Source organism: Bradyrhizobium sp. 138 (assembly GCF_023074075.1).
Classification (GTDB): domain Bacteria; phylum Pseudomonadota; class Alphaproteobacteria; order Rhizobiales; family Xanthobacteraceae; genus Bradyrhizobium.
Map to the genome: position 1 here is coordinate 46,062 of NZ_JADPKT010000091.1, position 20,785 is coordinate 66,846.

Annotated in this window: 19 protein-coding genes and 3 pseudogenes; 7 read left to right on the forward strand and 15 right to left on the reverse strand. The window is 57.6% G+C overall.

From position 1 onward, the window contains the following. The first annotated feature begins 86 nt into the window (after positions 1-86). The 7 genes and pseudogenes from IVA79_RS31495 (at position 87) to IVA79_RS31525 (ending at position 9,219) form a co-directional block, all read left to right on the forward strand. On the forward strand, positions 87-1,556 hold the full coding sequence (locus IVA79_RS31495; protein ID WP_247560474.1) for a biotin carboxylase N-terminal domain-containing protein: 1,470 nt from the start codon (positions 87-89) through the stop codon (positions 1,554-1,556). A 1-nt stretch (position 1,557) separates the two neighbouring features. Beyond that, the gene (locus IVA79_RS37070) at positions 1,558-2,064 is read left to right on the forward strand and encodes a biotin/lipoyl-containing protein (RefSeq protein WP_247560476.1); all 507 of its coding nucleotides are present in this window, start codon (positions 1,558-1,560) and stop codon (positions 2,062-2,064) included. A gap of 1 nt (position 2,065) precedes the next feature. After that, the gene (locus IVA79_RS31505; RefSeq protein WP_247560478.1) at positions 2,066-3,673 is read left to right on the forward strand and encodes a carboxyl transferase domain-containing protein; all 1,608 of its coding nucleotides are present in this window, start codon (positions 2,066-2,068) and stop codon (positions 3,671-3,673) included. 1,347 nt (positions 3,674-5,020) lie between these two features. Beyond that, positions 5,021-6,034, forward strand: coding sequence for an anthranilate phosphoribosyltransferase (gene trpD / locus IVA79_RS31510; protein WP_247560480.1), 1,014 nt, complete (start codon positions 5,021-5,023; stop codon positions 6,032-6,034). A gap of 169 nt (positions 6,035-6,203) precedes the next feature. Further along, positions 6,204-6,431 (forward strand): annotated as a pseudogene (locus tag IVA79_RS31515) (M20 family peptidase); the annotation flags it as partial. Between the two features lie 714 nt (positions 6,432-7,145). Then, positions 7,146-7,367: a hypothetical protein gene (locus tag IVA79_RS31520; RefSeq protein ID WP_247560482.1), complete on the forward strand. Its 222-nt coding sequence runs from the start codon at positions 7,146-7,148 to the stop codon at positions 7,365-7,367. A 319-nt stretch (positions 7,368-7,686) separates the two neighbouring features. Then, positions 7,687-9,219 carry a long-chain fatty acid--CoA ligase gene (locus IVA79_RS31525; RefSeq protein WP_247560484.1) on the forward strand — a complete coding sequence of 511 codons (1,533 nt, stop codon included), beginning with the start codon at positions 7,687-7,689 and terminating at the stop codon, positions 9,217-9,219. A 1,371-nt stretch (positions 9,220-10,590) separates the two neighbouring features. Here the strand turns inward: IVA79_RS31525 and IVA79_RS31530 are convergent. The 15 genes and pseudogenes from IVA79_RS31530 to IVA79_RS31600 form a co-directional block, all read right to left on the reverse strand. Next, positions 10,591-11,067 carry an Lrp/AsnC family transcriptional regulator gene (locus IVA79_RS31530; protein WP_247560721.1) on the reverse strand — a complete coding sequence of 159 codons (477 nt, stop codon included), beginning with the start codon at positions 11,065-11,067 and terminating at the stop codon, positions 10,591-10,593. A 484-nt stretch (positions 11,068-11,551) separates the two neighbouring features. Then, the gene (locus IVA79_RS31535) at positions 11,552-12,061 is read right to left on the reverse strand and encodes a hypothetical protein (protein ID WP_247560486.1); all 510 of its coding nucleotides are present in this window, start codon (positions 12,059-12,061) and stop codon (positions 11,552-11,554) included. A 298-nt stretch (positions 12,062-12,359) separates the two neighbouring features. After that, entirely contained in the window at positions 12,360-12,539 is a 180-nt protein-coding gene (locus IVA79_RS31540; protein ID WP_247560488.1) for a hypothetical protein, read from the reverse strand. Between the two features lie 1,266 nt (positions 12,540-13,805). Continuing rightward, positions 13,806-14,024, reverse strand: a complete 219-nt coding sequence (locus IVA79_RS31545) for a hypothetical protein (protein ID WP_247560490.1) — start codon at positions 14,022-14,024, stop codon at positions 13,806-13,808. Between the two features lie 560 nt (positions 14,025-14,584). Further along, positions 14,585-14,854, reverse strand: coding sequence for a DUF6129 family protein (locus IVA79_RS31550; RefSeq protein ID WP_247560492.1), 270 nt, complete (start codon positions 14,852-14,854; stop codon positions 14,585-14,587). Positions 14,855-14,887: 33 nt separating this feature from the next. Beyond that, entirely contained in the window at positions 14,888-15,241 is a 354-nt protein-coding gene (locus tag IVA79_RS31555; protein ID WP_247560494.1) for a DUF3024 domain-containing protein, read from the reverse strand. Between the two features lie 15 nt (positions 15,242-15,256). Next, entirely contained in the window at positions 15,257-15,496 is a 240-nt protein-coding gene (locus IVA79_RS31560; protein ID WP_247560496.1) for a nitrogen fixation protein NifZ, read from the reverse strand. Beyond that, positions 15,493-15,804, reverse strand: coding sequence for a nitrogen fixation protein NifZ (locus IVA79_RS31565; RefSeq protein WP_247560499.1), 312 nt, complete (start codon positions 15,802-15,804; stop codon positions 15,493-15,495). Before IVA79_RS31565 ends, IVA79_RS31560 begins: the two co-directional genes overlap by 4 nt. Further along, positions 15,801-16,094 carry a hypothetical protein gene (locus IVA79_RS31570; protein ID WP_247560501.1) on the reverse strand — a complete coding sequence of 98 codons (294 nt, stop codon included), beginning with the start codon at positions 16,092-16,094 and terminating at the stop codon, positions 15,801-15,803. Before IVA79_RS31570 ends, IVA79_RS31565 begins: the two co-directional genes overlap by 4 nt. A gap of 651 nt (positions 16,095-16,745) precedes the next feature. After that, on the reverse strand, positions 16,746-16,970 hold the full coding sequence (locus tag IVA79_RS31575; protein WP_247560503.1) for a ferredoxin: 225 nt from the start codon (positions 16,968-16,970) through the stop codon (positions 16,746-16,748). Between the two features lie 12 nt (positions 16,971-16,982). Beyond that, a pseudogene (locus IVA79_RS31580) lies at positions 16,983-18,168 on the reverse strand (NifB/NifX family molybdenum-iron cluster-binding protein). 362 nt (positions 18,169-18,530) lie between these two features. Beyond that, positions 18,531-18,923, reverse strand: a complete 393-nt coding sequence (locus IVA79_RS31585) for an SIR2 family protein (RefSeq protein WP_247560505.1) — start codon at positions 18,921-18,923, stop codon at positions 18,531-18,533. Between the two features lie 455 nt (positions 18,924-19,378). Further along, positions 19,379-19,567 (reverse strand): annotated as a pseudogene (nifT, locus tag IVA79_RS31590) (putative nitrogen fixation protein NifT); the annotation flags it as partial. Between the two features lie 99 nt (positions 19,568-19,666). Then, positions 19,667-19,960 carry an aminotransferase class V-fold PLP-dependent enzyme gene (locus IVA79_RS31595; RefSeq protein WP_247560507.1) on the reverse strand — a complete coding sequence of 98 codons (294 nt, stop codon included), beginning with the start codon at positions 19,958-19,960 and terminating at the stop codon, positions 19,667-19,669. Then, positions 19,878-20,264 (reverse strand): aminotransferase class V-fold PLP-dependent enzyme, encoded by a 387-nt coding sequence (locus IVA79_RS31600; RefSeq protein ID WP_346658215.1) that lies wholly within the window; start codon positions 20,262-20,264, stop codon positions 19,878-19,880. The genes IVA79_RS31595 and IVA79_RS31600 overlap by 83 nt, the downstream gene beginning before the upstream one ends. Between the last annotated feature and the right edge of the window lie 521 nt (positions 20,265-20,785).

The following is a 20,785-nucleotide window of genomic DNA, read 5'->3' on the forward strand; positions in this document are numbered from 1 at the left end:
AACAGATAAGCGAGCGGAGCCATCGAAAACGGACCAACCGCTCGCAAGTGACGGAAGTCTCGTTTGAGTTGCTTGTTTGGATATGAATGCACACAATGCCTTTCGATACAGTCCTTATCGCCAACAGAGGCGAGATCGCCGCCCGCATCATCAAGACGTTGCGAAAGCTGGGCCTTCGTTCTGCAGTTGTCTACGACGAGGTCGATGCGCGAAGCCCGGCAGTCTCCATGGCCGACACAGCGATTCTTATCAGCGGTCACACGCCGATCGCGGCCTATCTGGACATCGCACAAATTATCGCCGCCGCTCACAAGGCGGGCGCCGGCGCTGTTCATCCAGGTTATGGATTTCTTTCCGAACAGGCTCAATTCGCCACGGCCGTGATAAAGGCCGGCATTGCGTTCATCGGCCCCGCACCCGAAACTATTGAACTGATGGGCGATAAGATTCGGGCCCGCAACTTCGTCCAGTCGAACGGCTTTCCAGTGGCCCAATCTGCAATTGAGGAGGACGATCCAGCGACGTTCGTCTCCAGGGCGCGTGCAATTGGAACCCCTTTGCTGGTAAAACCATCAGGGGGCGCGGGCGGCAAGGGCATGCGGATTGTACGCGACGTTGATGCTCTGGAAGGCGCGATTGAGCAGGCTCGCTCTGAGGGGCAACGGTATTTTGGGGATCACCGGCTTTACGTCGAAAGATACATTGAGAACCCGCGGCATATCGAAGTGCAGGTACTCGGCGACTCTTTTGGGAACATTGTACACCTGTTTGAGCGGGAGTGCTCGGTGCAACGCCGCTTCCAGAAGATCATCGAGGAAGCGCCCTCGCCAGCGCTGTCGCCAGAACTACGGAAACGCGTCTGCGAGACCGCGGTCGGTATCGCACGCGCCGCGAATTATCAGAACGCAGGAACCGTTGAATTCATTTTCGATGCAGGAGAATTCTACTTTCTCGAGATGAATACGCGCCTACAGGTCGAACATCCCGTGACTGAGATGATCACCGGCATCGATCTTGTCGCCGAACAGGTCTATGCCACCGCGGGCCGAGAACTTGGTTTTGCTCAGTCAGATATCGTTTCGAACGGCCACGCTATCGAAGTAAGGCTGTACGCTGAAGCCCCCGAACGAGGCTATGTTCCGACGTCCGGCAAAGTACTTCTTCTCGAGTATCCGAGCGGGGTACGGATTGACAGCGGCATCACGCAGGGTCAGCAAATCACCACTGCGTTTGATCCCATGCTCGCAAAGATCATCGCGCATTCCCCGACGCGCACATTGGCCACCGCGACGGCCAATCACGCGATTCAGGGGGTCATTCTTCTCGGCTGCGAGACAAACGCTAGCTTCCTCGCCCGCATCCTTTCCGACGAGTCGTTTGTCCGCGGACAGTTTCATACGGGATATCTGGAGGAAAACCCGCACATTGCGGCTGGTAACCCTGCTACCGGCCTATCGGCATTCCTGGCATCAGCTGCTCTCCTGACCCGACAAGTCCGCGAATCGGCCGATGCCGTGCCCGCGCTTCACGCTTCGCTGGGCCATTGGAGAAATTAACGTGTATCACTCCGTCGAGGTTGATGGCGTCGACCATCAGTTATGGCTTTCACCCTGCCAATCCGGCTCCTATCATCTTCACTTGCGCGACCATGTCATTTCCCCGGTCGCGTTCGCCCAATACGGCGAGAATTCAGGTGTCCTGACCATTGCCGGCGAGACCGAACGGGTCCGCTTCGTCATCGAAGGCGACCTGATTCACGTCCACATCCGTGGCATGACGCGCGTTTTGCGCTACAGCGACCCGTTGCGAACGCTCGCTTGCGTGAAACAAGAGGAAAGTTCGCTCATAACCCGCGCACCGATGCCGGGAGTAGTCGTTACGATCGCGGTTTCGCCCGGTCAACCGGTATCCGCAGGCGCGGCGCTGATGATGATTGAGAGCATGAAGCTGGAAACTGTTATTCGCTCTTCACAGGATGGCGTAGTCGATCGAATCCATTTCAAAGAAGGGGAGAGCTTCGAGCGGGAGGCTGTGCTGATTACGCTATCGAAAGAAAGGCGCTGAAATGCTACGAATCGCTTCTGGGGCGAATGTCAATTCGCAAGACTTTCGTCAAAACGAGCTCCACAACAGGCGGCTTGCTGACGAGTTGAAGGAGCGGCAACGTGCTGTCCGCTTCCAGCGGCCCGAGCGGGACCTCGAGCGCCTTCGACGTCAAAATAAGCTGTTTGTACGAGATCGGATCGACGCCTTGCTCGATCCAAAAACTCCGTTCCTCGAGCTTTCAACGCTGGCCGCTAACAAGGCCTATAACGGCGAAGTGCCCGGCGCGGCACAGGTCGTCGGCATCGGGATCGTCGCGGGTCGCGAGGTGATGGTTCATGCAGACGACGCAAGCGTAAAGGGCGGCGCATGGTATCCGTTGTCTGTCAAGAAGATAGTGCGAGCCTTAGACATCGCAATCGAGAATCGTCTGTCAGTGATTCATTTGTGCGACGGCGCTGGAGGATTCCTCCCTTTTCAGGCAGAGTTCTTCGCCGATCGCTACTTCGCGGGTCGGATCCTCCGTAATCAATCCATTCTCTCCAAGATGGGAGTACCGCAGGTCGCGATCGCAATGGGTCATTGCACAGCGGGAGCGGCCTACGTCCCGGCGCTTAGCGAATTCAACATTATGGTCGAGGATACGGGAGCTATATTTCTCGGTGGCCCTCCAGTCGTGAAAGCTGCTACCGGTGAAGACATATCGGCACAGGAGCTTGGGGGCGCCCACATGCATACGAGCGTGTCGGGCACGAGCGATTATTCCGCGAGCTCCGAGATGCACGCTATTGCGATCGCACGTGATATCGTTGCCCGATTCCATCGTCCCGCGAAGACTCCGATTGATCAAGCCGCCCCGGAGCCCCCTGCCTACGACGCATCGGAACTATACGGCATTATTCCAAAGGACCCTCGAGTGCAGTTCGACATGCGGGAGATCATCGCCCGCATGATCGATGGCAGCCGATTTCACGAATACCAGCCGCGTTTCGGCACGTCCCTGCTGTGCGGTTTCGCGCGGCTTCATGGATATCAAATAGGGATTCTTGCAAATAATGGCGTGCTGCTCAGCGCAAGTGCGCTGAAGGGCGCTCACTTCATCCAACTATGCGACAAGAACCGGACGCCCCTGCTCTTCCTGCAGAATACAACGGGTTTCATGGTCGGCCGCGAATACGAGCGCCGTGGCATAACCAAGGATGGTGCCAAGCTGATCATGGCCGTCTCGGGAGCGTCGGTCCCAAAATTTACGGTCGTTTGCAACAGCTCGCACGGAGCAGGTACCTACGCTATGGCGGGACGTGCTTTCGATCCTCGGTTCGTCTTCACCTGGCCGCAGTCTCAGATCTCTGCGATGGGCGCCGAGCAAGCGGCAGGTGTGCTGACCCACGTTAAGACCAGACAACTCGCCCGTGACGGTGGGCGGCTCGCAGAGCAGGAGCTGGCAGCCATTCGAGGTTCCCTTCTCGACGAGTATCGGGAACGATCCAGCGCCTACTATGCAACCTCCGAAATCTGGGACGACGGAATTCTTGATCCAGTCGATACCCGAAGTGCACTCGTGATCGCCCTGAGCGCTTCGCTGAATGCTCCCATCGAAGCGCCCCATTATGGCGTATTCCGAATGTAGCCGGCGGGAGTCGAACGTCCGTGTCTGTAGATTCTACTCTCTAACTGGAGTCCAAATCGAGGCATCGTCCTGTCCCCGGCATGAGCCGGATTGGTGTCGTCCATATTCCGGGCAGAACTCGAATTCGCGACCTTGGTCAAATTAGACCAGCCCGTTTCTAAGTGGTGCGTTGAATTCGGTGACCACGTTGTCGATCAGGACAACGGTTGCGCCGAAGTAGGCCGAGCTGGGGTCGCATAGGCCTGATTGGCCGCGCATCGAACCTCGCGTGGGGCCTACGCAAATTGCGTAACACTCGAGATGATCTGCTCGTTACACTTCTAGCATTGCGTAGTGTATTGCGAGGCACCTGCGGGTCGAAGCCATCGACATCTGGAGTTCGCGATTGATGCAAGCGCGGGCTGCCCTGCTGACTCTGATCCACCAACGGACGCGTCAGTCACATTAGATCTAAGGTGCGCCCTCCTGATGAATTGTTGGTCCATTCATCGTCGACGATAACAGTCCTTGGGAGGAGACATGCAAGCCATCATACCGATCTCAGTCAACGATTCCACGACGGGCTGGGTGCAGAAGAAGTTGTCCCGCCATGCTCGACTATGGAACCACCCACCGTCTTGCCGTCCAATCGTCTGATCTGATCTCGAGCAAAGAACACTTGCTCCTTTGCAGGTGAACGCCATGGATAGCTTGATTCTTACGTGGCGTCAGGTTGTAGGATTGCAGAGCCGACTGACGTTCAAGCTGACACCGCGCATGCCTCGACAACGCATACGCGGTCCGAGCCGGACCGGTTGCCGAGCTGCATGACCCCACTAACGCCCGTTTCGAATGACGCCTCGCTGTTGAACGCAAAAACGAAAAAGGGTGAGAATGATGTCATGGTGCGCGCAAGTATCGATCACGAGTGCCTTAGGATCAGTGCAAACATCCACTAAGCCCACAGACGCTGCCGGTAACGAGCGCCGATGATGCCGGCCGGGATGCGCGCAAGTTGCGCAAGGCGCTCGAAGGTCAAGTATCTCAAAGAGGAGGAGCACCATTTGTGATCGAGACGGCGCGACATAATTCCATATCAAGAGCAACATGCAATGTATTTGGTCAGGATCTCGAGCTATCGCCAGCGCCAGCTGGAGCATCAACGGCGAGTAGTCGTGTGTGGCATCGATGTCATCCTGCAACCATCGAGTTCGGCTCGATCCCACAAAACCGCAACGTTTGTCCGATCATATATCAGCAAAGAACAGCGTGGGTATCGACAACATGGAAGATGGGATCAGCTAGCGGATTGAAGTCGCGCTCACACGCGCGACTGGCCAATTGGAACGACTAAGCACGTGTAGAGCAATGAACGCCCTCAAATCGATCATTAGCAAAGTTGCTACAGGTGCCACGCTGACCCGCGAGGAGACCGCAACAGCCTTTGAAATCATGATGTCGGGCCAGGCGACATCCTCCCAGATCGGAGGATTATTAATGGGGATGCGGGTACGTGGCGAAACCGTAGAAGAAGTCACCGGCGCAGCCTCGGCCATGAGGAGCAAAATGCTCCGGGTCAGTGCGCCCCCCAATCCTGTCGACATCGTTGGTACGGGCGGTGACGCTTCGGGCTCAGTCAACGTGTCGACATGCGCCTCATTCATCGTCGCCGGGGCCGGCGTTCCTGTGGCCAAGCATGGCAACCGCGCCGTGTCCTCACTATCAGGCGCTGCTGACGTCTTGGCCCGCCTCGGCGTGAAGGTCGACCTCCCGCCTGTAGGCGTTGCTCGTTGTGTGCACGAAGCTGGCATCGGCTTCATGCTTGCGCCCATCCGTCATCCGGCTATGCACCACGTTGCCCGAATCCGAGCGGCACTTGGGACCCGCACGATCTTCAATCTAGTCGGCCCGCTCGCAAATCCGGCCGGAGTCAAGCGGCAGATCGTCGGAGTGTTTTCGCGGCAATGGGTGCAGCCTTTGGCGCAGGTGTTAAAGAACCTTGGTGCTGAGTCGGTGTGGGTGGTGCATGGCTCAGATGGACTCGATGAGATCACCCTCACCGGGCCGACGTTTGTTGCCGCGCTAGAGAGAGATGCGATCCGCACCTTCGAAGTCACCCCCGAAGAAGCGGGCCTCGCCCGCTGCCACAACGAGGCGCTGAGGGGCGGCAACGCCGATGCCAATGCAATCGCGCTGCAAAGCGTGCTCGACGGCATGCCAAGTCCGTACCGCGATGTTGCTCTTCTCAACGCCGCCGCAGCAATGATCGTGGCCGGCCACGCAAGCAGCTTGAAGGACGGCGTCGCCCTTGGGCACGAATCCCTTAATAGCGGTGCGGCAGCCGCGCGATTGAAACACCTGATCGCGATCTCCAATGCTTGACACGGCCGGTGTACGACATTTTGAACACCAACATCGAAGCCTACGAGCGCGCGAAGAGATTGCAGGCGCAAAGCGCGAGTTGCCTCTGCCACACGTCGAGGCGCTTACCGCGGTTGCCGGGTCACAGACGCAGCAGCCCCGCTTTCGAAGCGACGGGAGCAGGAGCGCCCCCTATGAGAAGTGAAGCGCCGGAGCTGCGCTCTTCGATCATGCCAAACCCCTTGCCGCCGGGCTCGGCTTCGATTTGGTCGACGTCTTCACCGGCGGCGTTTCCGACGGCGATTTTACCGCGTCGCGTACCGCAAGACTCGACGGCCTCGCCGTGACGGCAAGGGGCGCGCATACCCACTATGAGCAGCTCTACATTTCGTTAGTTGAACCGCGTGGGCGGCTATAGCATCGGCTCTATCAGACGCTGTGATGATCGCTGCGTGACGCGATATCTGCCATCGCCATTTGCCGCCGTACGGCGGCGCGCTCGCGCATTCGCGCGGCTCGTTCTTTCAGGGCAGGCGCCGCAGCTGGGGTGCATCTCGTGAATTGTGTTGGCGGGACAAAGGCACGCTATTGCGTGAGGGTCGAGTGCGAAGACGTGGTACTGTGTATTTCTCGGTTGCGGCGACTAATTAAGCTTGGCATCGCGAGCTCTTCCACTTTTCCTATCGGCGTTGCCCGGTGAGCCTCGGACAAATTTGATCCAGCGACAGGACCAAGGGGCTTGAATCGCACGTAACGCTAAATTGTACTATCTCAAGGTACACCAGTCTCGGGCTAGCCGAGATAAGGATTGCGAATGCTCGAGCATGTCAGAATCGCGCCGCACCGTCTTACCTCGATCATCGCGACAGTGCGGCTTGCGGGTGGTCCTGATTGGCTCGACAATCTACGGCCGGCACCATACGCCTTCTCTGATCCACATCGCTGGAGAGCTGGTCAATTCAGAGGACGTCAACGTCACCCGTGCAGCGCTGTGCGGCTCCCCCATTGCAGATTGGAAACCGAGTTCCTCCGCGGGCCGGGACACTCGTGGAGATCAGTTGAACCAAGGCGTTTTTGGTTCTGTTCGCTCAGCCCGCTTGGAGCTCGCACTGCGCCATCTCGGAAATGCAGGATGGTCGATCCGACCTCCGATGGTTCCAATCGGCTTAGGCGGCTAATGTCGGTCGGCATGACCGGCGCGACAATCGCGAAAGATTGCTTCGCATTTCGGGGCAGCACGATGAAAAAACCCGACGTTGCCAAGAACGTTCTGTTGGTCGACCACACTGAAGGTCAATGCCGAGCCATAGTCGGCTTGAAAGATGAAGATTCCAGATCTCCTCATGTGCGGTGAGCCTGTAAGTCGGAAACTTGAAGAAGATAACGTCATGTTACGCTTATCACTACGCGCAGATGTACGGCAGCGCTGTCGGACAAAACGGAGCCCGTGACGAAGCGCGTCCGCCTTTACGCTTTAAGAGATTTACATCGAGCCCGGGCTGATGACGTCGTCAAGACCGTATGCTTCCCACTGAGATCGCTTGACTGCTCGCGTGCCTGAAGGCCATCCGATGCGATCTGATCGCGATCGAGAGCTTCCGAACGACTCAGGGAGTAAGGGGTTTAAGCAGTTTTGCAAGTACGTAGCGAACCTGAGCAAAAAGGGGACAAAGGTGGATCTTTGCACACTGATTGAGCGTAACGCGTCGTTTACTCCCGACAAACCCGCGATCCACTTCGACGGGGGCACCCTTAGCTACGCCGCCTTCACTCGAAGGATCGAGCAAATCGCTCGTGCTCTAAAACACCAGCTCGGCATCGAGAGAGGCGACCGCGTCGCGATCCTTGGCCTCAACCGGCCCGACTACCTGGCCCTGCTCTATGCCTGCGCGCGACTCGGCGCAATACTCGTTCCGTTAAATTGGCGGCTTACGGTCGCGGAACAGTTGTTCATCCTCTCCGACGCCCGTCCCAACGTGCTAGTTCTAGAACAGGCCTTTGATGCGCTGCTACCAGCTCTGGCGGGGCAATTGCCCGACACCTTTGTTGCCGGGTTGGACTTTTCGCCTCTCGGCGGAAGTAAGTGGGACTGCCTGCTAGACCAGGGCCGAGGCGACGATCGCAATCAGCACACGGACCTGTCTTGCCCGCTTCTGATTGTCTATACTTCGGGTACCACAGGGCGGCCGAAAGGCGCTGTGCTGCGTCAAGAAGCGTTGCTGTGGAATGGAATTATGAGTCAACACATGCATAACCTCGGCTCGACCGATCATGTCCTGACAGTCTTGCCGCTGTTTCACGTTGGCGGCCTGAATATCCAGACCACGCCGGCGTTGCATCACGGCGCGACCGTCACCATTCACAAGCGATTTACGCCCGAGGCGACGCTTGCTGCGATCGAACGCGACAGACCTACGCTGGCAGCGTTGGTGCCTGCCACGATGCAATTCCTAACCGACCATCCTCAGTGGCGGACGACGGACCTCTCCTCACTGAAGGCAATTTGCACCGGTTCAACGATGGTCCCGCAGCACCTTATCGAACGCTTTGTCGCTCGTGGGGTGCCAGTGCTGCAGGTTTACGGTTCGACCGAGACCTGCCCTATTGCTGTGTATACGAGGCTCGGCGGCGATCTTACGCGTAATGGCTCGAGCGGCCTGCCCGGCCTATGCTGCGAAGCTGCTATTCTCGATGATACCGGCAACAACTTGCAGGCAGGCAGCCCGGGCGAGATCGCCGTACGGGGCCCCAATGTCTTCAGCGGGTATTGGGGCGCTCAACAAGCAACGCGCGAGGCTTTGCACAACGGCTGGTATCTCACCGGTGACATCGGCCGCCGCGATGCCGATGGCTACTTTTGGGTTCATGATCGCAAAAGGAACCTGATCATTTCCGGTGGAGAAAATATCTACCCGGCGGAAGTAGAGCGCGCGCTTATGGAGCATCCCGATGTCGCAGACTGCGCCGTTGTCGGTCGACCCGATCCGCGCTGGGATGAGGTGCCGATCGCTTATGTGATCAGGCGGCCGGGGGTTCGGCTTGACGCGGAAGCATTAACGGCGCATGCAGGCTCGCAGCTCGCCCGCTTTAAGGTGCCGCGCGAAATTATTTTCACGGAAGAATTGCCACGAACCGCGTTGGGCAAGATCCAGCATTTCGTGCTGAAGGGGCTTACAGGATCAAGCCAGCACAACGACGGCGACTGAAGATTTCGATCGGGTTTGGCATTTCCTTTACCCCGCAGGCGTGGCCGCTGAGGGCCGCGAAAACCCCACGGGTCACCGCGTGTATGCGAACACGGCAGCTGCGAGTTGATCATTGTCGGCGCCTTTCCGTCGAATAACGTTGCCCCGAGGTCGCTGATGCCGCGGATCCTCATTATAAATGCCGGTACCGCGCAAATGTCGGGCTCTGATCTGGCGACAACCCAACTTTCGCTTGCCTCCAAGTCGGCTTGGTCTCCGTGCGGTTTGCACGGGAGGGAGATAGGGGGGCCCGACCACAGTCCGGGTTTGGTAAGTCAAGGATTCGCCGACTGATATCTCTGGATGCTCGCGCAGTTTGAAAGGAAGAAGCATTAGAACGCGTCATTTGAACCTCAGAAACGGAAGAGAACGCTGCATGGACGAGAAGGCAAGAGAGCTCAACAGAGCGGCACTCACAAGCGCTTCTCGGCCCATGCGCCTCCTTCTCGGTCTGCAGAGCAGACCGCCGAGCTGCACGACGCCGGAGTTGGCATGGTTCGGAATGTCTCTTGAAATGCTGCTGGCGGCATACATTGCCATCCTCTCACCGAATATCGCGATTTACATCTCCTGCGCTTTGAACTTGCGAATCAGATCGCAAATGCCGTTGCAGTCGACGTATGTCGACGGTTCGCACGAGACGTCGTCCATGCCTTCACAGGTGCCGCACTCTTCCAGGAAGTTAATAGAGGTGCTGAGCCGGAGCGACGTCGCCAGTTGGGGTACCCGTCCTCACTCAGCCGATATTCCGATCGTCCATCCCATCTCCGTTTTTGGCTCCTCGACGCCGCCGGCGCCCGCGTCAGTTAGAGCTTTGCCCGTGTTGCTGCCGGCGTATTCTGGGACGTGATCGAACTGCCCATGCCGTCTTTGGGAGCGCGATTTGTATCAATCTTCCTATCAACCGATGAGTAGCGCGCCATTCGAGCCCGTCCGGGTTCAAAAGGAGAGATCGCTCTTGCGAGCCTGCGTGGACGCTCGCCCTTGACGAGTGCTTGCAGCAATCCCCGTACCAGCGCCATGCTGAATAAAGCTTGTGATTATGCCCGAAAAATTAGCGACCTGTCGATCGCGCAAGGCGTCTTGAACCTGACCTGACTTGTTCGGCAGTCCGAAACCGCACAACAAGCGCCGGCCTCATAGTGTTAGCCTCGGACATTGCTGTTGAGGAGCATGCGCCGAGCCAGATGGAATTGCTGGAACGCGGCCTCATTTTAATCGGACCGCATCGACCCGGGCCGAGAGTGCGAGATGGTCGTTACCGCTCTCACAGCGCGGAAAGCGATTATGCTTGATCCAAGATCAGGGCGTTAAGGGTCACGGCGAGATTGGTCACCAGCATGCCAACGATCCCATTGGTAAAATGAAACCGGCTTTGACTCGGTCCAGAACAACTACAGTCTCGAGGCGCATTATATCTGGATTTTCCTTTATCAAGCGTCGGGTGAAATGCTCGTACTCTTCCATATTATTTGCAGTCACCAACAGGATGAAATCAGTTTGGCCCGTGACGTAAAATCCGCTCATCACCTCCGTCATAGTGCGGATCCCCCGCTTAAAGCGATCAATGATGTCGGCGCGATCGCGCTCAAAGAAAATGAGGACCAGCATAGTCACGTTTCGGCCGATCGCCCTTGGCGAAATGATTGAGACGTCTGATTCTATCACGCCCTCCTTTCGTAGGCGCTTTAGTCGGCGCTGAACTCCGGATGCAGATAGGCCAACTTTCGCGCCGAGTTCTTCACTGCTTAGGCGATTGTTGCGTTGAACGAGATCAAGAAGACGAGCATCGATTTTGTCGATTTCCATGGCTGCATTGCGGACTGTCGAGCGCGACCGCCTCGTCCAAGCATGCGACATAGTCCCATTGAGCGTCCCGGTCATCTCCGAACCTCCTCCCTAGCACCTCTACGAATGTACGTCTTCAGCCGACAATGCGCGCACTGACGAGTTGAAAGGCTCAAACCTTATCGGGGACAGCTAACCACCGGTTCGGGCCTTGCGCGCCCGGTCGGCTTGCGTCGCCTCTCCGAATTCCAATAAGCCGCTAAAGCTCTTTTCCTCACGGCGCTGTTTGTGGGGGTGAATTTGTCGGTACCGCACCTCTCTTGATCCCTGGCAGCTGATTGAACGTAGTCCTTTCGGAAAGCGGACATGTGGGCGGCTTAGCGTCACCAATGGAGCGCCATTGGATTGACCTCGCGGGCGAGCTAGTGCGGGGTGAATTTCCTTCAGCTATGTCACATCGCGCCCGTGGCGGCGCGCAGGCCACACTGGTGGTTCTCGAAACCGATTAACGACAGCACTCTTCCATAGGCAGGGCGGCTTCCCGCCTGCGTCCCGTCGTCTGATGATCGATCACTGGACGCAATAGATCAGGAAGCAGCGCGCCCGGTATCGTCCCGCTCGCACCAACATCGAGATCTGGCATCATTGTAATGGCTTCCTCTCCGTCGAAGGGGCCTAGGATTGCCTCTCCTCCGGCGTCAGTCAACGTCCGCGGCTTCGCCGCGGCAAACGGCACCTCGATATTGAAACAACTAAAGCGCGGCATCTCCCGGGCAAGGCGCACCAGAAACGACATTGTTAACGTCACGCCACTGAGCAGCGCATTCAGGACCAGGATCGAAATCTTGGCCGCATCTGCGATACAGCCGAAACGATCGAGCATCGAGGGCGCGTCTGCGTTGAGGCTCACGCTGTGATAGGGCGGCATTAGCATCAGAAGGCTTGCGCCACGCGCGGCCGCATAGCGGGCGCGCTCGATTGCAAATTGCGTGCTGAAATGTTTGCATGTGATCATGACCGCCTTGCGACTACCCACATGAGCCAGGACAAATCAACCAATATATCGCACTCCTGCTCCGATAACAGGAACTGCTCGGAACAATGAGCCAGAATGCAGATCCCATCGACGCGCTCGTCGATCATGCATTCGAGCACGCGGCGCTGCCCCTCAAGGGCAAGAACTCCGGTTTCCGTGAAAGCCGGTGCGACTGGGAAGAGGCGGCTATAGGCGTATTTCCTTGCATTTGGCATGAGCAGGCGTCCAACAAGCAGATGTCCTTGACGGTCAGATGTCTTTGGGCTCGCTCAGGTCATCAAGAACATTCGATGCCTCGAACAGATAATAGGATTCGAGAATGGTCCTCGCAGTGTTCGCCGCCTGCAACCGAAAGGCCGAACTGATCATCGGGCGTCCAGCCATCTGCTGCGAAGACTTCGTAGTTATTGTTCCAGAGGGGCCACCAGAAACTCAAGGCTGCGTCGGTGTAGCTCATGCCATAACCCGCTTCACTTTTCTTTTCCGATGCAGGGCATGAGCAATCCCCACGAGATCATTCCGGCTCTGCGGCAGCCTTTGCCGATGAGATCGGAGCGATAGAACTTTATCCCAGCGGTTGTCCGTGGATACGCGGTGTTTTTCGGTCAGCATTTTGGAGATGACTCGAACTGTCCTGCTTCGGCCCTATGAGGCGCGGCCCTGCCCCGATCGTCATTATTCCAGATGAGGTCGCATTGGTCGCTGGCGTCCGAACTCAGCATCTGGGTAATTTTGGGAAAATATCCCTTGTAAGACGCAACCGTCTAATTCAGCTGCCAACTCAGACTTGTCGGTTTCTCGCGTATCGCGACGTGAACGGGATGATTCACCTAAGTATGCTGAGCGGTGTCTTCCGCTTGTACAGCTTTCGAAAAGCAGACGGCGCTAAAGGCTCCGCGGGAAGGAAACGCTAGCGAGCTTTTGTCTCATCCCATGGGCTCCTCCCGCGGCCAAGCATGCTGCGGCCAAGGCATGCTTCTGAGCGAAGCTTGTTCTTGCTCAGCTGAGAGAAGGACACGACGCCCTATTTTAGAGATCTTCAAATTGCCGGCCGTCTCAAGGATTCGAGTGCGCTGGCGTCCGCCAGTATCAATCCCGTATAAATCCTTGTCCACTGGACTCCGGCTGGACACTTTCGGAATGAAGCTGAGGCATCGGCGGTGGTCAGGCGCATCAGGGACAAGACGCTCGAAAGGCGCAGTGAGCGGCTGGACAAGCCGGTGCGCAAAACGCCCGTCTTGGTATCAATCGGACGAGGCCTGTCGATCGGTTATCGGAGGAACGAGACCGCCGGCACGTGGGTGTTTCGCAAAGCCGACGGATCGCGACTATACGGACCCCCGGACACTCGGACCCGACTGTCGACTACAGCGCGGAGTGCAACCGATCTAGCGCGTGTCCATTACGGGGCCCCGATGCAAAACCCACTGTCGACTTCAAAGGTCGCACCGTGCCGTTGTATCTGAATCATGACCGATCCGGGGAGAACAACCCGCAGTACCCGATCTTAAGCCAAACTCCGTCGTGTCAGCAACGATTGATATAATCGAAATAGTCATTGCCGAAAGTCAGGATCACAAGAATTGTAGCCGGCAGGCCCTCGCCGATGTCTTCGATCTGCGACAGACTGTACGCCCTGGCGCCACCCGCTCGATCGCATCGGCTGGACAGCCTGCGAACACCTCAATCTCGTGGCTAGCCACGATATCGATGATCTCTTCGCTCATGCCGGCGTCACAGTTTCTTGCTTGAAGGTATCAACTGCGGCCCGGGTCAGCCGAAAAACGCCACGACCACGGGACAGTGGGCGATAGGCCGAGCCGGCTCGGGCCTTGAGAACATCAAACCATTGGTCGGGCGTGAGCCTCGCCGGGCGCTCGCTGATCTGGATCACCCTGCCATTCGGGGCGAAGCGGACGTGAATGATGATCTGCGGATTCATATCGTTCCCGTTTTTTTTGCCAGGTTTAGAGACCGGTGGGCTGCTCGCTTGTGACGTGTTCAGTTTCGCCCCCTATGGGGTGGACCTCGCGCCGCGACTTGAACTTCGCACCTGCATTGGTGCCGGGTGGCCCGTTCGGGTTGGCGGCGATAATCGCCCGTGTGTTAGGCCTCATACGTTCTTCGGCGTGCCGTGAGCTCGTTTCGGACCAACAGTCGATGTCGACAAAGTCCGCCCGTGCGCCCGCGAGATTGATGGCATGGACGGCTTGAGAAACGAATAGGAGGAGGCGATTACATCTTGCTCCCCTCGATACCGAGCGCCTTCAGACCAAGCAGGAACCCAATCGTGCGCTTGGAACCGCAACGCTATACTTGCGACCAACATAGACCGCGAAAGCTGGTTCGAGCGTCTCAGTCGTCGACCGACTGGAAATTCGCTGCGAACACAATAGCGCTTCGACGGCAGAGAGTCGGCAACAATGATATTTGGATCCGAGAACGGAATTGCATTCACCGCCTCCGTGTCATCGAGGCGATTCTCTGCAGGTCCAGTGCCGATCACCGCCCAACATGCCTTCTAGCTAGCACCAATCCAGTCGCTCGCGTCTGATCGGCCGTAATCTGCATGCAGTGGTCCGATCCATCGATTAAATGCAGGTCAAACTGCGGAAGACGCCGGAATGGCTGCTGCGTCACATCCGATGCATCACATCGAACCAAGGTGAGCTGCGGAAAGCGGCGCCTTAGGTCAGCAACGGCGCTAGTGTCTGTGTTAGCTGTCGCAAGCAGGCGTTCGATTTCGATCAATTGTTCTGTGGCTAGCGCCATTGTGGCTCCTATATGATTGCTGCCAAATGAGCATCACTGCCAGAAGAGCCGCTCGGGATCCGTGTTCAATTCATCGATCGCCGACGCAAGCCGGTGGAAAATGCTGTAAAATTTCCAGCTTCCTCGCGCGTGATTCTTGAAAAACAGTTTCCAGATCCCGCTCACAGCATCGTAATGAAATAGCGCGACATCGATCTGACCGCCATCGTTGTCGATATTGCGCGAGCAGCAGGGGCTCTCAATGAGATAGCCCGCCTTTACCGGCGTTACACTCGGCGAGACATAGCGATAGTGCTTGCGCGAGATCAAAGCACGTTCGATCCGCTTGCGATCTAGCTCGTTCGGATGGGGGATCAGCCCGACCGGTACCTCTCTCGACACTCTCATTGCGAGAACATCCCCTCAAAGGACTGCGATCTCTTCTTCAAGACAACCAACGATCAGCCGCTCACCAAAATCTACAAGATAAATCGGTACGCTCGCTTCGGTATGCATCGCGACCCGGACGATCTCGCCGATAGCACCGGCGCCGACCAGGATCCCATCAGGCGGCGCGGTGGCAACCGACTCGTCATTGATGAGATTGACTGCGGTTTTGACGAGCTGGCCCGATCGATATTTTGGAACGCGCGGCTCTGTCATGACACAGCCACTTCCGGCAATGGCAGATCATCTACGCCCTCGTCGACCGGGTCGAGCTCTTTGCGCGCCATGCCGACGCGGTAGCCACTTTCAAGAAATTCGACACCGTAGATATAGAATTTCTGCAACGTGCCGATGGAAACGACATAACCCACGTCGCCCTTCTTGGCCAGGATGTCGCCGATCTCCTTGCCGCGAAGGGTGCCGTCATTGCGGATCGTACTGCTGGCCCGCACTTTTTCGCCGAAGCTGAACGCGGGCGGCCCGCTTAGCTGGATCACATCACTGTCGCGAACGATCATGTTCATGCACCGCCCCCTCGCGAACCTGCAGGGCGCACGGAGATGCGAGCAGAGGTGCTCTTCTGAAGCATATTGTCCTCGTCTGCGATGAGACATGCCGACTCGTCAACCGCGATGCGAAGCGCCACTTCGTAGCGGGCATGCCGTTCAGGTTCGCGGTTCAGAGCGGTTACCGAATGGAGTGAAAGTCGCTGCGCGAACTCGAGGTGCACGGAGGTGTCGGGGCCGTTCACCATGCCAAGCAGCCGCATACGTCGTGCCACCATGCGACGAAACTCAATGGCCTCATCATTCATCAGCCAGCCAAGCCGGCGCGGCTCGATGCGCTGCGTCCCGATCCAACAGCCGCAATAAAATGCAGAGCTTTGCCACCTCCGACGTCTTGGCCCAGCGAGTCTGTAGAAGTCGAAGCGGTAGAGCTCGATCGGGACAGAAGCCAACGTCTCTGCTTCGAGCAGGTGTTTTCGGCCACTCTGTCCAGATAATAGAAGAGTCCGGTCTGCCGTTGCTGATCCTCGGCTTCGGGTAGCAGACCTTCGTCGAGCCGCGTGTGCGCTGCCAACGCTCCCTTGCTGCCTGATAGTGGAATGACTGGGTCCATGTTCGTGGGCAGCTTTCCTCCTCTGGGTGGGCCCTTCGACGTTGCGAGGCGGTGCACCTGGCTCGGCGAAGAACAGCCCCGTCAGCACAGCGGCGTGGGTCAAATCGCTGACAGCGCTGCTTAGTGGGCGCTCGGCATCGAGGCGCAACTTTGGACCCTTGCGCTCCAGGACTTTCTTACGGGGCCCGCGGCGCCGCCTACGCACCGATGTTGGCGATCGATCCTGAGTAATCCATGGCCATGACAAGAAATTGCAAGTCGACGCCTGCGGCGCCGTAAATGCACACGGCGATACTCGCGACTTTGCAGTGACGGAGCTCGGCATGAAATTCACGAGCACACCCCTTTAGGCAGGCGCCTGGTAACGCGGCACTGATGTGTCGATGACGCTGGTGTTTTCAACTGGACAGACAGCGACACACTGCGGCTCGTCAAAATAGACGATGCATTCGCTGCACTTCTTGGGTTCGATTGCGAAGTTTCCAGCCTTCACCGACATTGCAACATTCGGGCATAAGGGTTCACAAGCCGAGGAACTCGTACATTGCGAGGCGATGAGCTTGAATGACATAGATACGACCTCTTAGGCGACCGAGATCAGCGGTTCTTGCCCCAACGCGGCGTCGCCGCGCTTGACGTGCCGGATCTCACCGCTCTTGATTTTATGGAGATAGCCCCTGAACCAGCCGATCGCCGATTTCTCGATGGTATCGTGCGCGTATTGATCGACCGGCTCGATCCCAGCATTGATCAGAATGTCTCTTGGGCAGCCACAAATCTTGGCCACGAATACAGCATGGCAGTCGTTGATGGCGCGGATGATGCGCGCAAGCCGATCCTCCTCGCCATATCCGCCCTGGCAGTAAACGCCGACACGACGGTGCCCGACGAGTTTGACGCCGGATGTCGAGAGTTCGTATACTTGGAACTCCCCAGCATGCCCAAAATGCTCATTAATGAGGCCCGAGCCTTTAGTTGCGACCGCGGCCAGAAGCTTGACCTCACTCATTTCGCCAGCGAGTTCCACCAACTCCTCCTGCCTGGTCGTGATCCTCGTCGCAGGCTCATCCTCAATCTTGGCCTGATAAGCCTTGCGCGACTCGAGGTCATATTGAACGTCCATGGCCATGACCTTCTCTATGGTGAACTCGCTGCTGCGATCATCTCCGAGCAGGCCGACGGCGTCAGCCCGGCACCGGCGGCAATGCCGCATCATCTCTATCTGACCTTCACAAGCATCCTGCAGCGCCGCCAATTCCTGCGCTGTCGGGCCTCGCTGGCCTTTGAGCCCGAATGCTGTGCCGTGCTCGGGCGCGGAGATCAGTGGCATGATAGGTCGTTTTCGGATTGGCCAAGGCATCGCCGGGGCCGGCGATACCGAGCACAGTCAGCTGTGGAATTCTGGTGGCGACCGCGAGCAGCTTTCTCGCCGCCTGCTCAGGAGTGAGCCTCTCACTAACAACACCCAGATGCGTTTCATTGGCGCAGTCGTACTTACGATTGCAGTAGTTGCATCGAATATTGCAAGCCGACGCTACCGCGACATGGATGCGAGCGTAATGATGATGAGCTTCTTCGCTATAGCAGGGATGAGTCCTAACTTTTTCCCAGATTTCGGACGGCAAATCGCCTGGGACAGCCTGTGACCCATAGCTCCCTTTGCCATTCTTCGAAGAGCTCCGGGAACCCTTATAATCGGTGATGACCCGCATCCCGCCGCTATCCTCAGCATCTTTGACATGTTTTCCGCGTCCGGCAACAGCGTTCATATTCAATTCTCTACCAAGTGTGCCCATGGCGATCAGCCTGAGCGGCCACAGCACGAGACTTAGCAACTCGCGTGCCATCTCGGAGGCGAAGGCATTCCCGCCCTGTGAATGAGTTAGCTAGACGTGATCCGCACAGTTGTGCACGCGTCAGCGACAGTTCACACGTCGCAAATGCGACAGGCGTCGCAATTGTGACGGAGATGGCCGTTGGGTTCTCATTGAGCTCGCGTGAAATCTTACCCGCACCGGTCGTTTGTGATGCGACCTCTTCCTACTAGCGGACCGGGGCGAACAGCCCACTTTGCGCCGCTACTTGGCGCTCAACTCTCTATCGCGTGCGGGAGCCATATCGCGATCGGGTGTCAGGTGTTGCTCGACCAGAAAGCAGAGTTCGTTGCGCGAGAGTGCTTGCGGATCAACGATCGCGTAATGGACGTCAACCGATCATTTTGGTGATCTGCCGCGCAAGGCGGCCGCGGAGGTGGCGGTGGCGCCCCATAAATAGCAAAAGACCGATCATTGAAGCGACCGCCGATGAAGAGGAAGCTCCGTCCGTTCGGCCTTTCCTCGATGATGTCGGGAACTGACGCCTGGATGTCGACTTCAGTCAGAACCTCAGCATAATCAGCGCCAGTAACCAGAAAGCTCTTGACCGGCAGCACGCTGCCATGCGGCTTGCGCAGCACAGTAGGCCAATGGGCCGCCGAGGCATGATCAACCTCTTGGCCCACCGGATCGTAAATGGATACCAGCAATCGACGTGGATGCTGGAGCGCGCGATACCTTGCACCTCACCCCATCCGTCGCGCGTACCGAGAGCGCCGTCCGCATCGGGCCGTCGTACCAAGAGTCGACTGTCACCGGCAGTAAGGATGCTAGATGATGATGCAGTGGTGTCGACTCCACCGGCGGGCGAACGCCTGGACCATCAAAGCCGTCACGGTGGAGCGATGTGTGTCGCTCTCGACATTCTGCGCCCGCGCCCAGACGTTGCCTTTGGCCTGGCGCGGTAGCGCAACTTTGCTGAAGAAGGCAGAAGGCCTCCTGTGTCATTGGCATATCTGGTCCGATCAACTCGGCGAGGCCAAGTCCGAGATACGGAACAATGCTAGGCTCTCATCCTCACCGCAAGATCGGCAAGAATCGCCTTCGCGTCGGCTGCGTTGACAAACTCAATTCGCGGGAGCGCCTTCATCAGTCCCCTCGTCTTCCCCCGCGTCCTGGCATTTATTGTGATCGGCAGCGGCGTGTCGCTCGCCATCTCGGGCAGATCGTCATCCAGCCATTGGCCATTCTGATCCAACCGCCCCAGAGCGTTTCATACTCGGATTCCACGATCGGCTCCTCGAGATCTTTCTTGCGAAAGGCCCGCAAGAGAGCGGCGACTCAAGAGCTTCATGAGGTCAATTTTCTGGACCGCGATGCATACTTTGGTGGTTTAGCATGCTCCCGCGAGTTGGCGCGCAGCTGAGCCGCGATGTGACAGTACGGAGATGACCTAGTCGACCTCTTCGAGCGTTGTCTCACGCGACAGGGACAAGCGCACCGCGCCGTGCAGGCTCTTCTCCGGCAAGCCCATAGCGTGCAGGACATGCGATGGCTCGATTGAGCGGGATCCGCAGGCTGAGCCGAGTGAAGCGGCAATGCCTGCACGATTGAGATGGTGGAGAATTGCGTCACTTTCGAGATGGTCAAAAGCGATGTTTGTCCTACTTGGTTGACGGTTGCTGATGTCGCCAAGCGCCATGCAGTCGGAGGTGGCTAAAATCCCCTGCTGGAGGCGGTCGCGCAATACACCAATGCGAAAGCGCTCCGGCTCGAGCCGAGCCGGCGCAAACTCTGCGACTTTTCAAGACCGACGATGCCGGGAATATTCTCGGTTCCGCGCGGCCCCCCCGTAACTGTGTGCCGCCCCAGATCAGCGCCCTGAATTTTGTGGCTTTGCGCAAATCAAGCGCGCCGATCCCCTTAGGACCGTGCAGTTTGTGCCCGGACAGCGACAGCATGTCGATGGCACCGTCCTTCAGGTTGATGGGCAGCTTGCCTACGGCTTGCACCGCACCCGTATGAAACAGCGCGCCCGCCTCTCGCGTCACCCGGCTAGAAACTCCACCGGCGTGCTCGGGTCTCGTTGTTGGCCTACATAACAGACGCGATCGCAGTACGCGGAACGAGCGCGCATCGAAACGCCCCGATGTCGAGCCGGCCGTATGAATGTAGAGGGATCACGTGCGTCTTAACGGTCGTTGTCGCCAAATTGGTCGACCAGCGCATGGATGGCGGAATGCTCGACGGAGGTGACGATTTCGTCGCGGCGCTCCTGCGTCGCGAGCGCAGAAAGGAATTTGGTGTTATTGGCCTCGCTCCCGCCGGATTGAAGATTATTTCGTGATCATGCGCGCTCCCTAACAATCCTTGCACGCTGCGACGCGCCTGCTTCACGGCTCTGCATCCTCTCGGCCAAGGGCATGGGCGGAGGAGGCATTGCCGGACTGTTCGGAGAAGAACGGCAACACTTGTAGAATGGACGGATTGTCCGTGTCGTCGCGTTGTTGTCGAGATAGATCAGCACTTAATCCTCCTCAATTCGAATGCCTTGGTTGCGCCGGCCACCCAT

Excerpts from the sequence above, each read along its gene's own strand:
- IVA79_RS31570 (WP_247560501.1), bottom strand. The coding sequence starts at position 16,094 with ATGAATGATGAGGCCATTGAGTTTCGTCGCATGGTGGCACGACGTATG.
- IVA79_RS31495 (WP_247560474.1), top strand. The coding sequence starts at position 87 with ATGCACACAATGCCTTTCGATACAGTCCTTATCGCCAACAGAGGCGAG.
- IVA79_RS31540 (WP_247560488.1), bottom strand. The coding sequence starts at position 12,539 with ATGAGCTACACCGACGCAGCCTTGAGTTTCTGGTGGCCCCTCTGGAAC.
- IVA79_RS31505 (WP_247560478.1), top strand. The coding sequence starts at position 2,066 with ATGCTACGAATCGCTTCTGGGGCGAATGTCAATTCGCAAGACTTTCGT.
- IVA79_RS31520 (WP_247560482.1), top strand. The coding sequence starts at position 7,146 with ATGGTCGATCCGACCTCCGATGGTTCCAATCGGCTTAGGCGGCTAATG.
- IVA79_RS31555 (WP_247560494.1), bottom strand. The coding sequence starts at position 15,241 with ATGAGAGTGTCGAGAGAGGTACCGGTCGGGCTGATCCCCCATCCGAAC.
- IVA79_RS31530 (WP_247560721.1), bottom strand. The coding sequence starts at position 11,067 with ATGGAAATCGACAAAATCGATGCTCGTCTTCTTGATCTCGTTCAACGC.
- IVA79_RS31535 (WP_247560486.1), bottom strand. The coding sequence starts at position 12,061 with ATGATCACATGCAAACATTTCAGCACGCAATTTGCAATCGAGCGCGCC.
- IVA79_RS31545 (WP_247560490.1), bottom strand. The coding sequence starts at position 14,024 with ATGAATCCGCAGATCATCATTCACGTCCGCTTCGCCCCGAATGGCAGG.
- IVA79_RS31560 (WP_247560496.1), bottom strand. The coding sequence starts at position 15,496 with ATGACAGAGCCGCGCGTTCCAAAATATCGATCGGGCCAGCTCGTCAAA.
- IVA79_RS31565 (WP_247560499.1), bottom strand. The coding sequence starts at position 15,804 with ATGAACATGATCGTTCGCGACAGTGATGTGATCCAGCTAAGCGGGCCG.
- trpD (WP_247560480.1), top strand. The coding sequence starts at position 5,021 with ATGAACGCCCTCAAATCGATCATTAGCAAAGTTGCTACAGGTGCCACG.
- IVA79_RS31550 (WP_247560492.1), bottom strand. The coding sequence starts at position 14,854 with ATGGCGCTAGCCACAGAACAATTGATCGAAATCGAACGCCTGCTTGCG.
- IVA79_RS31575 (WP_247560503.1), bottom strand. The coding sequence starts at position 16,970 with ATGTCATTCAAGCTCATCGCCTCGCAATGTACGAGTTCCTCGGCTTGT.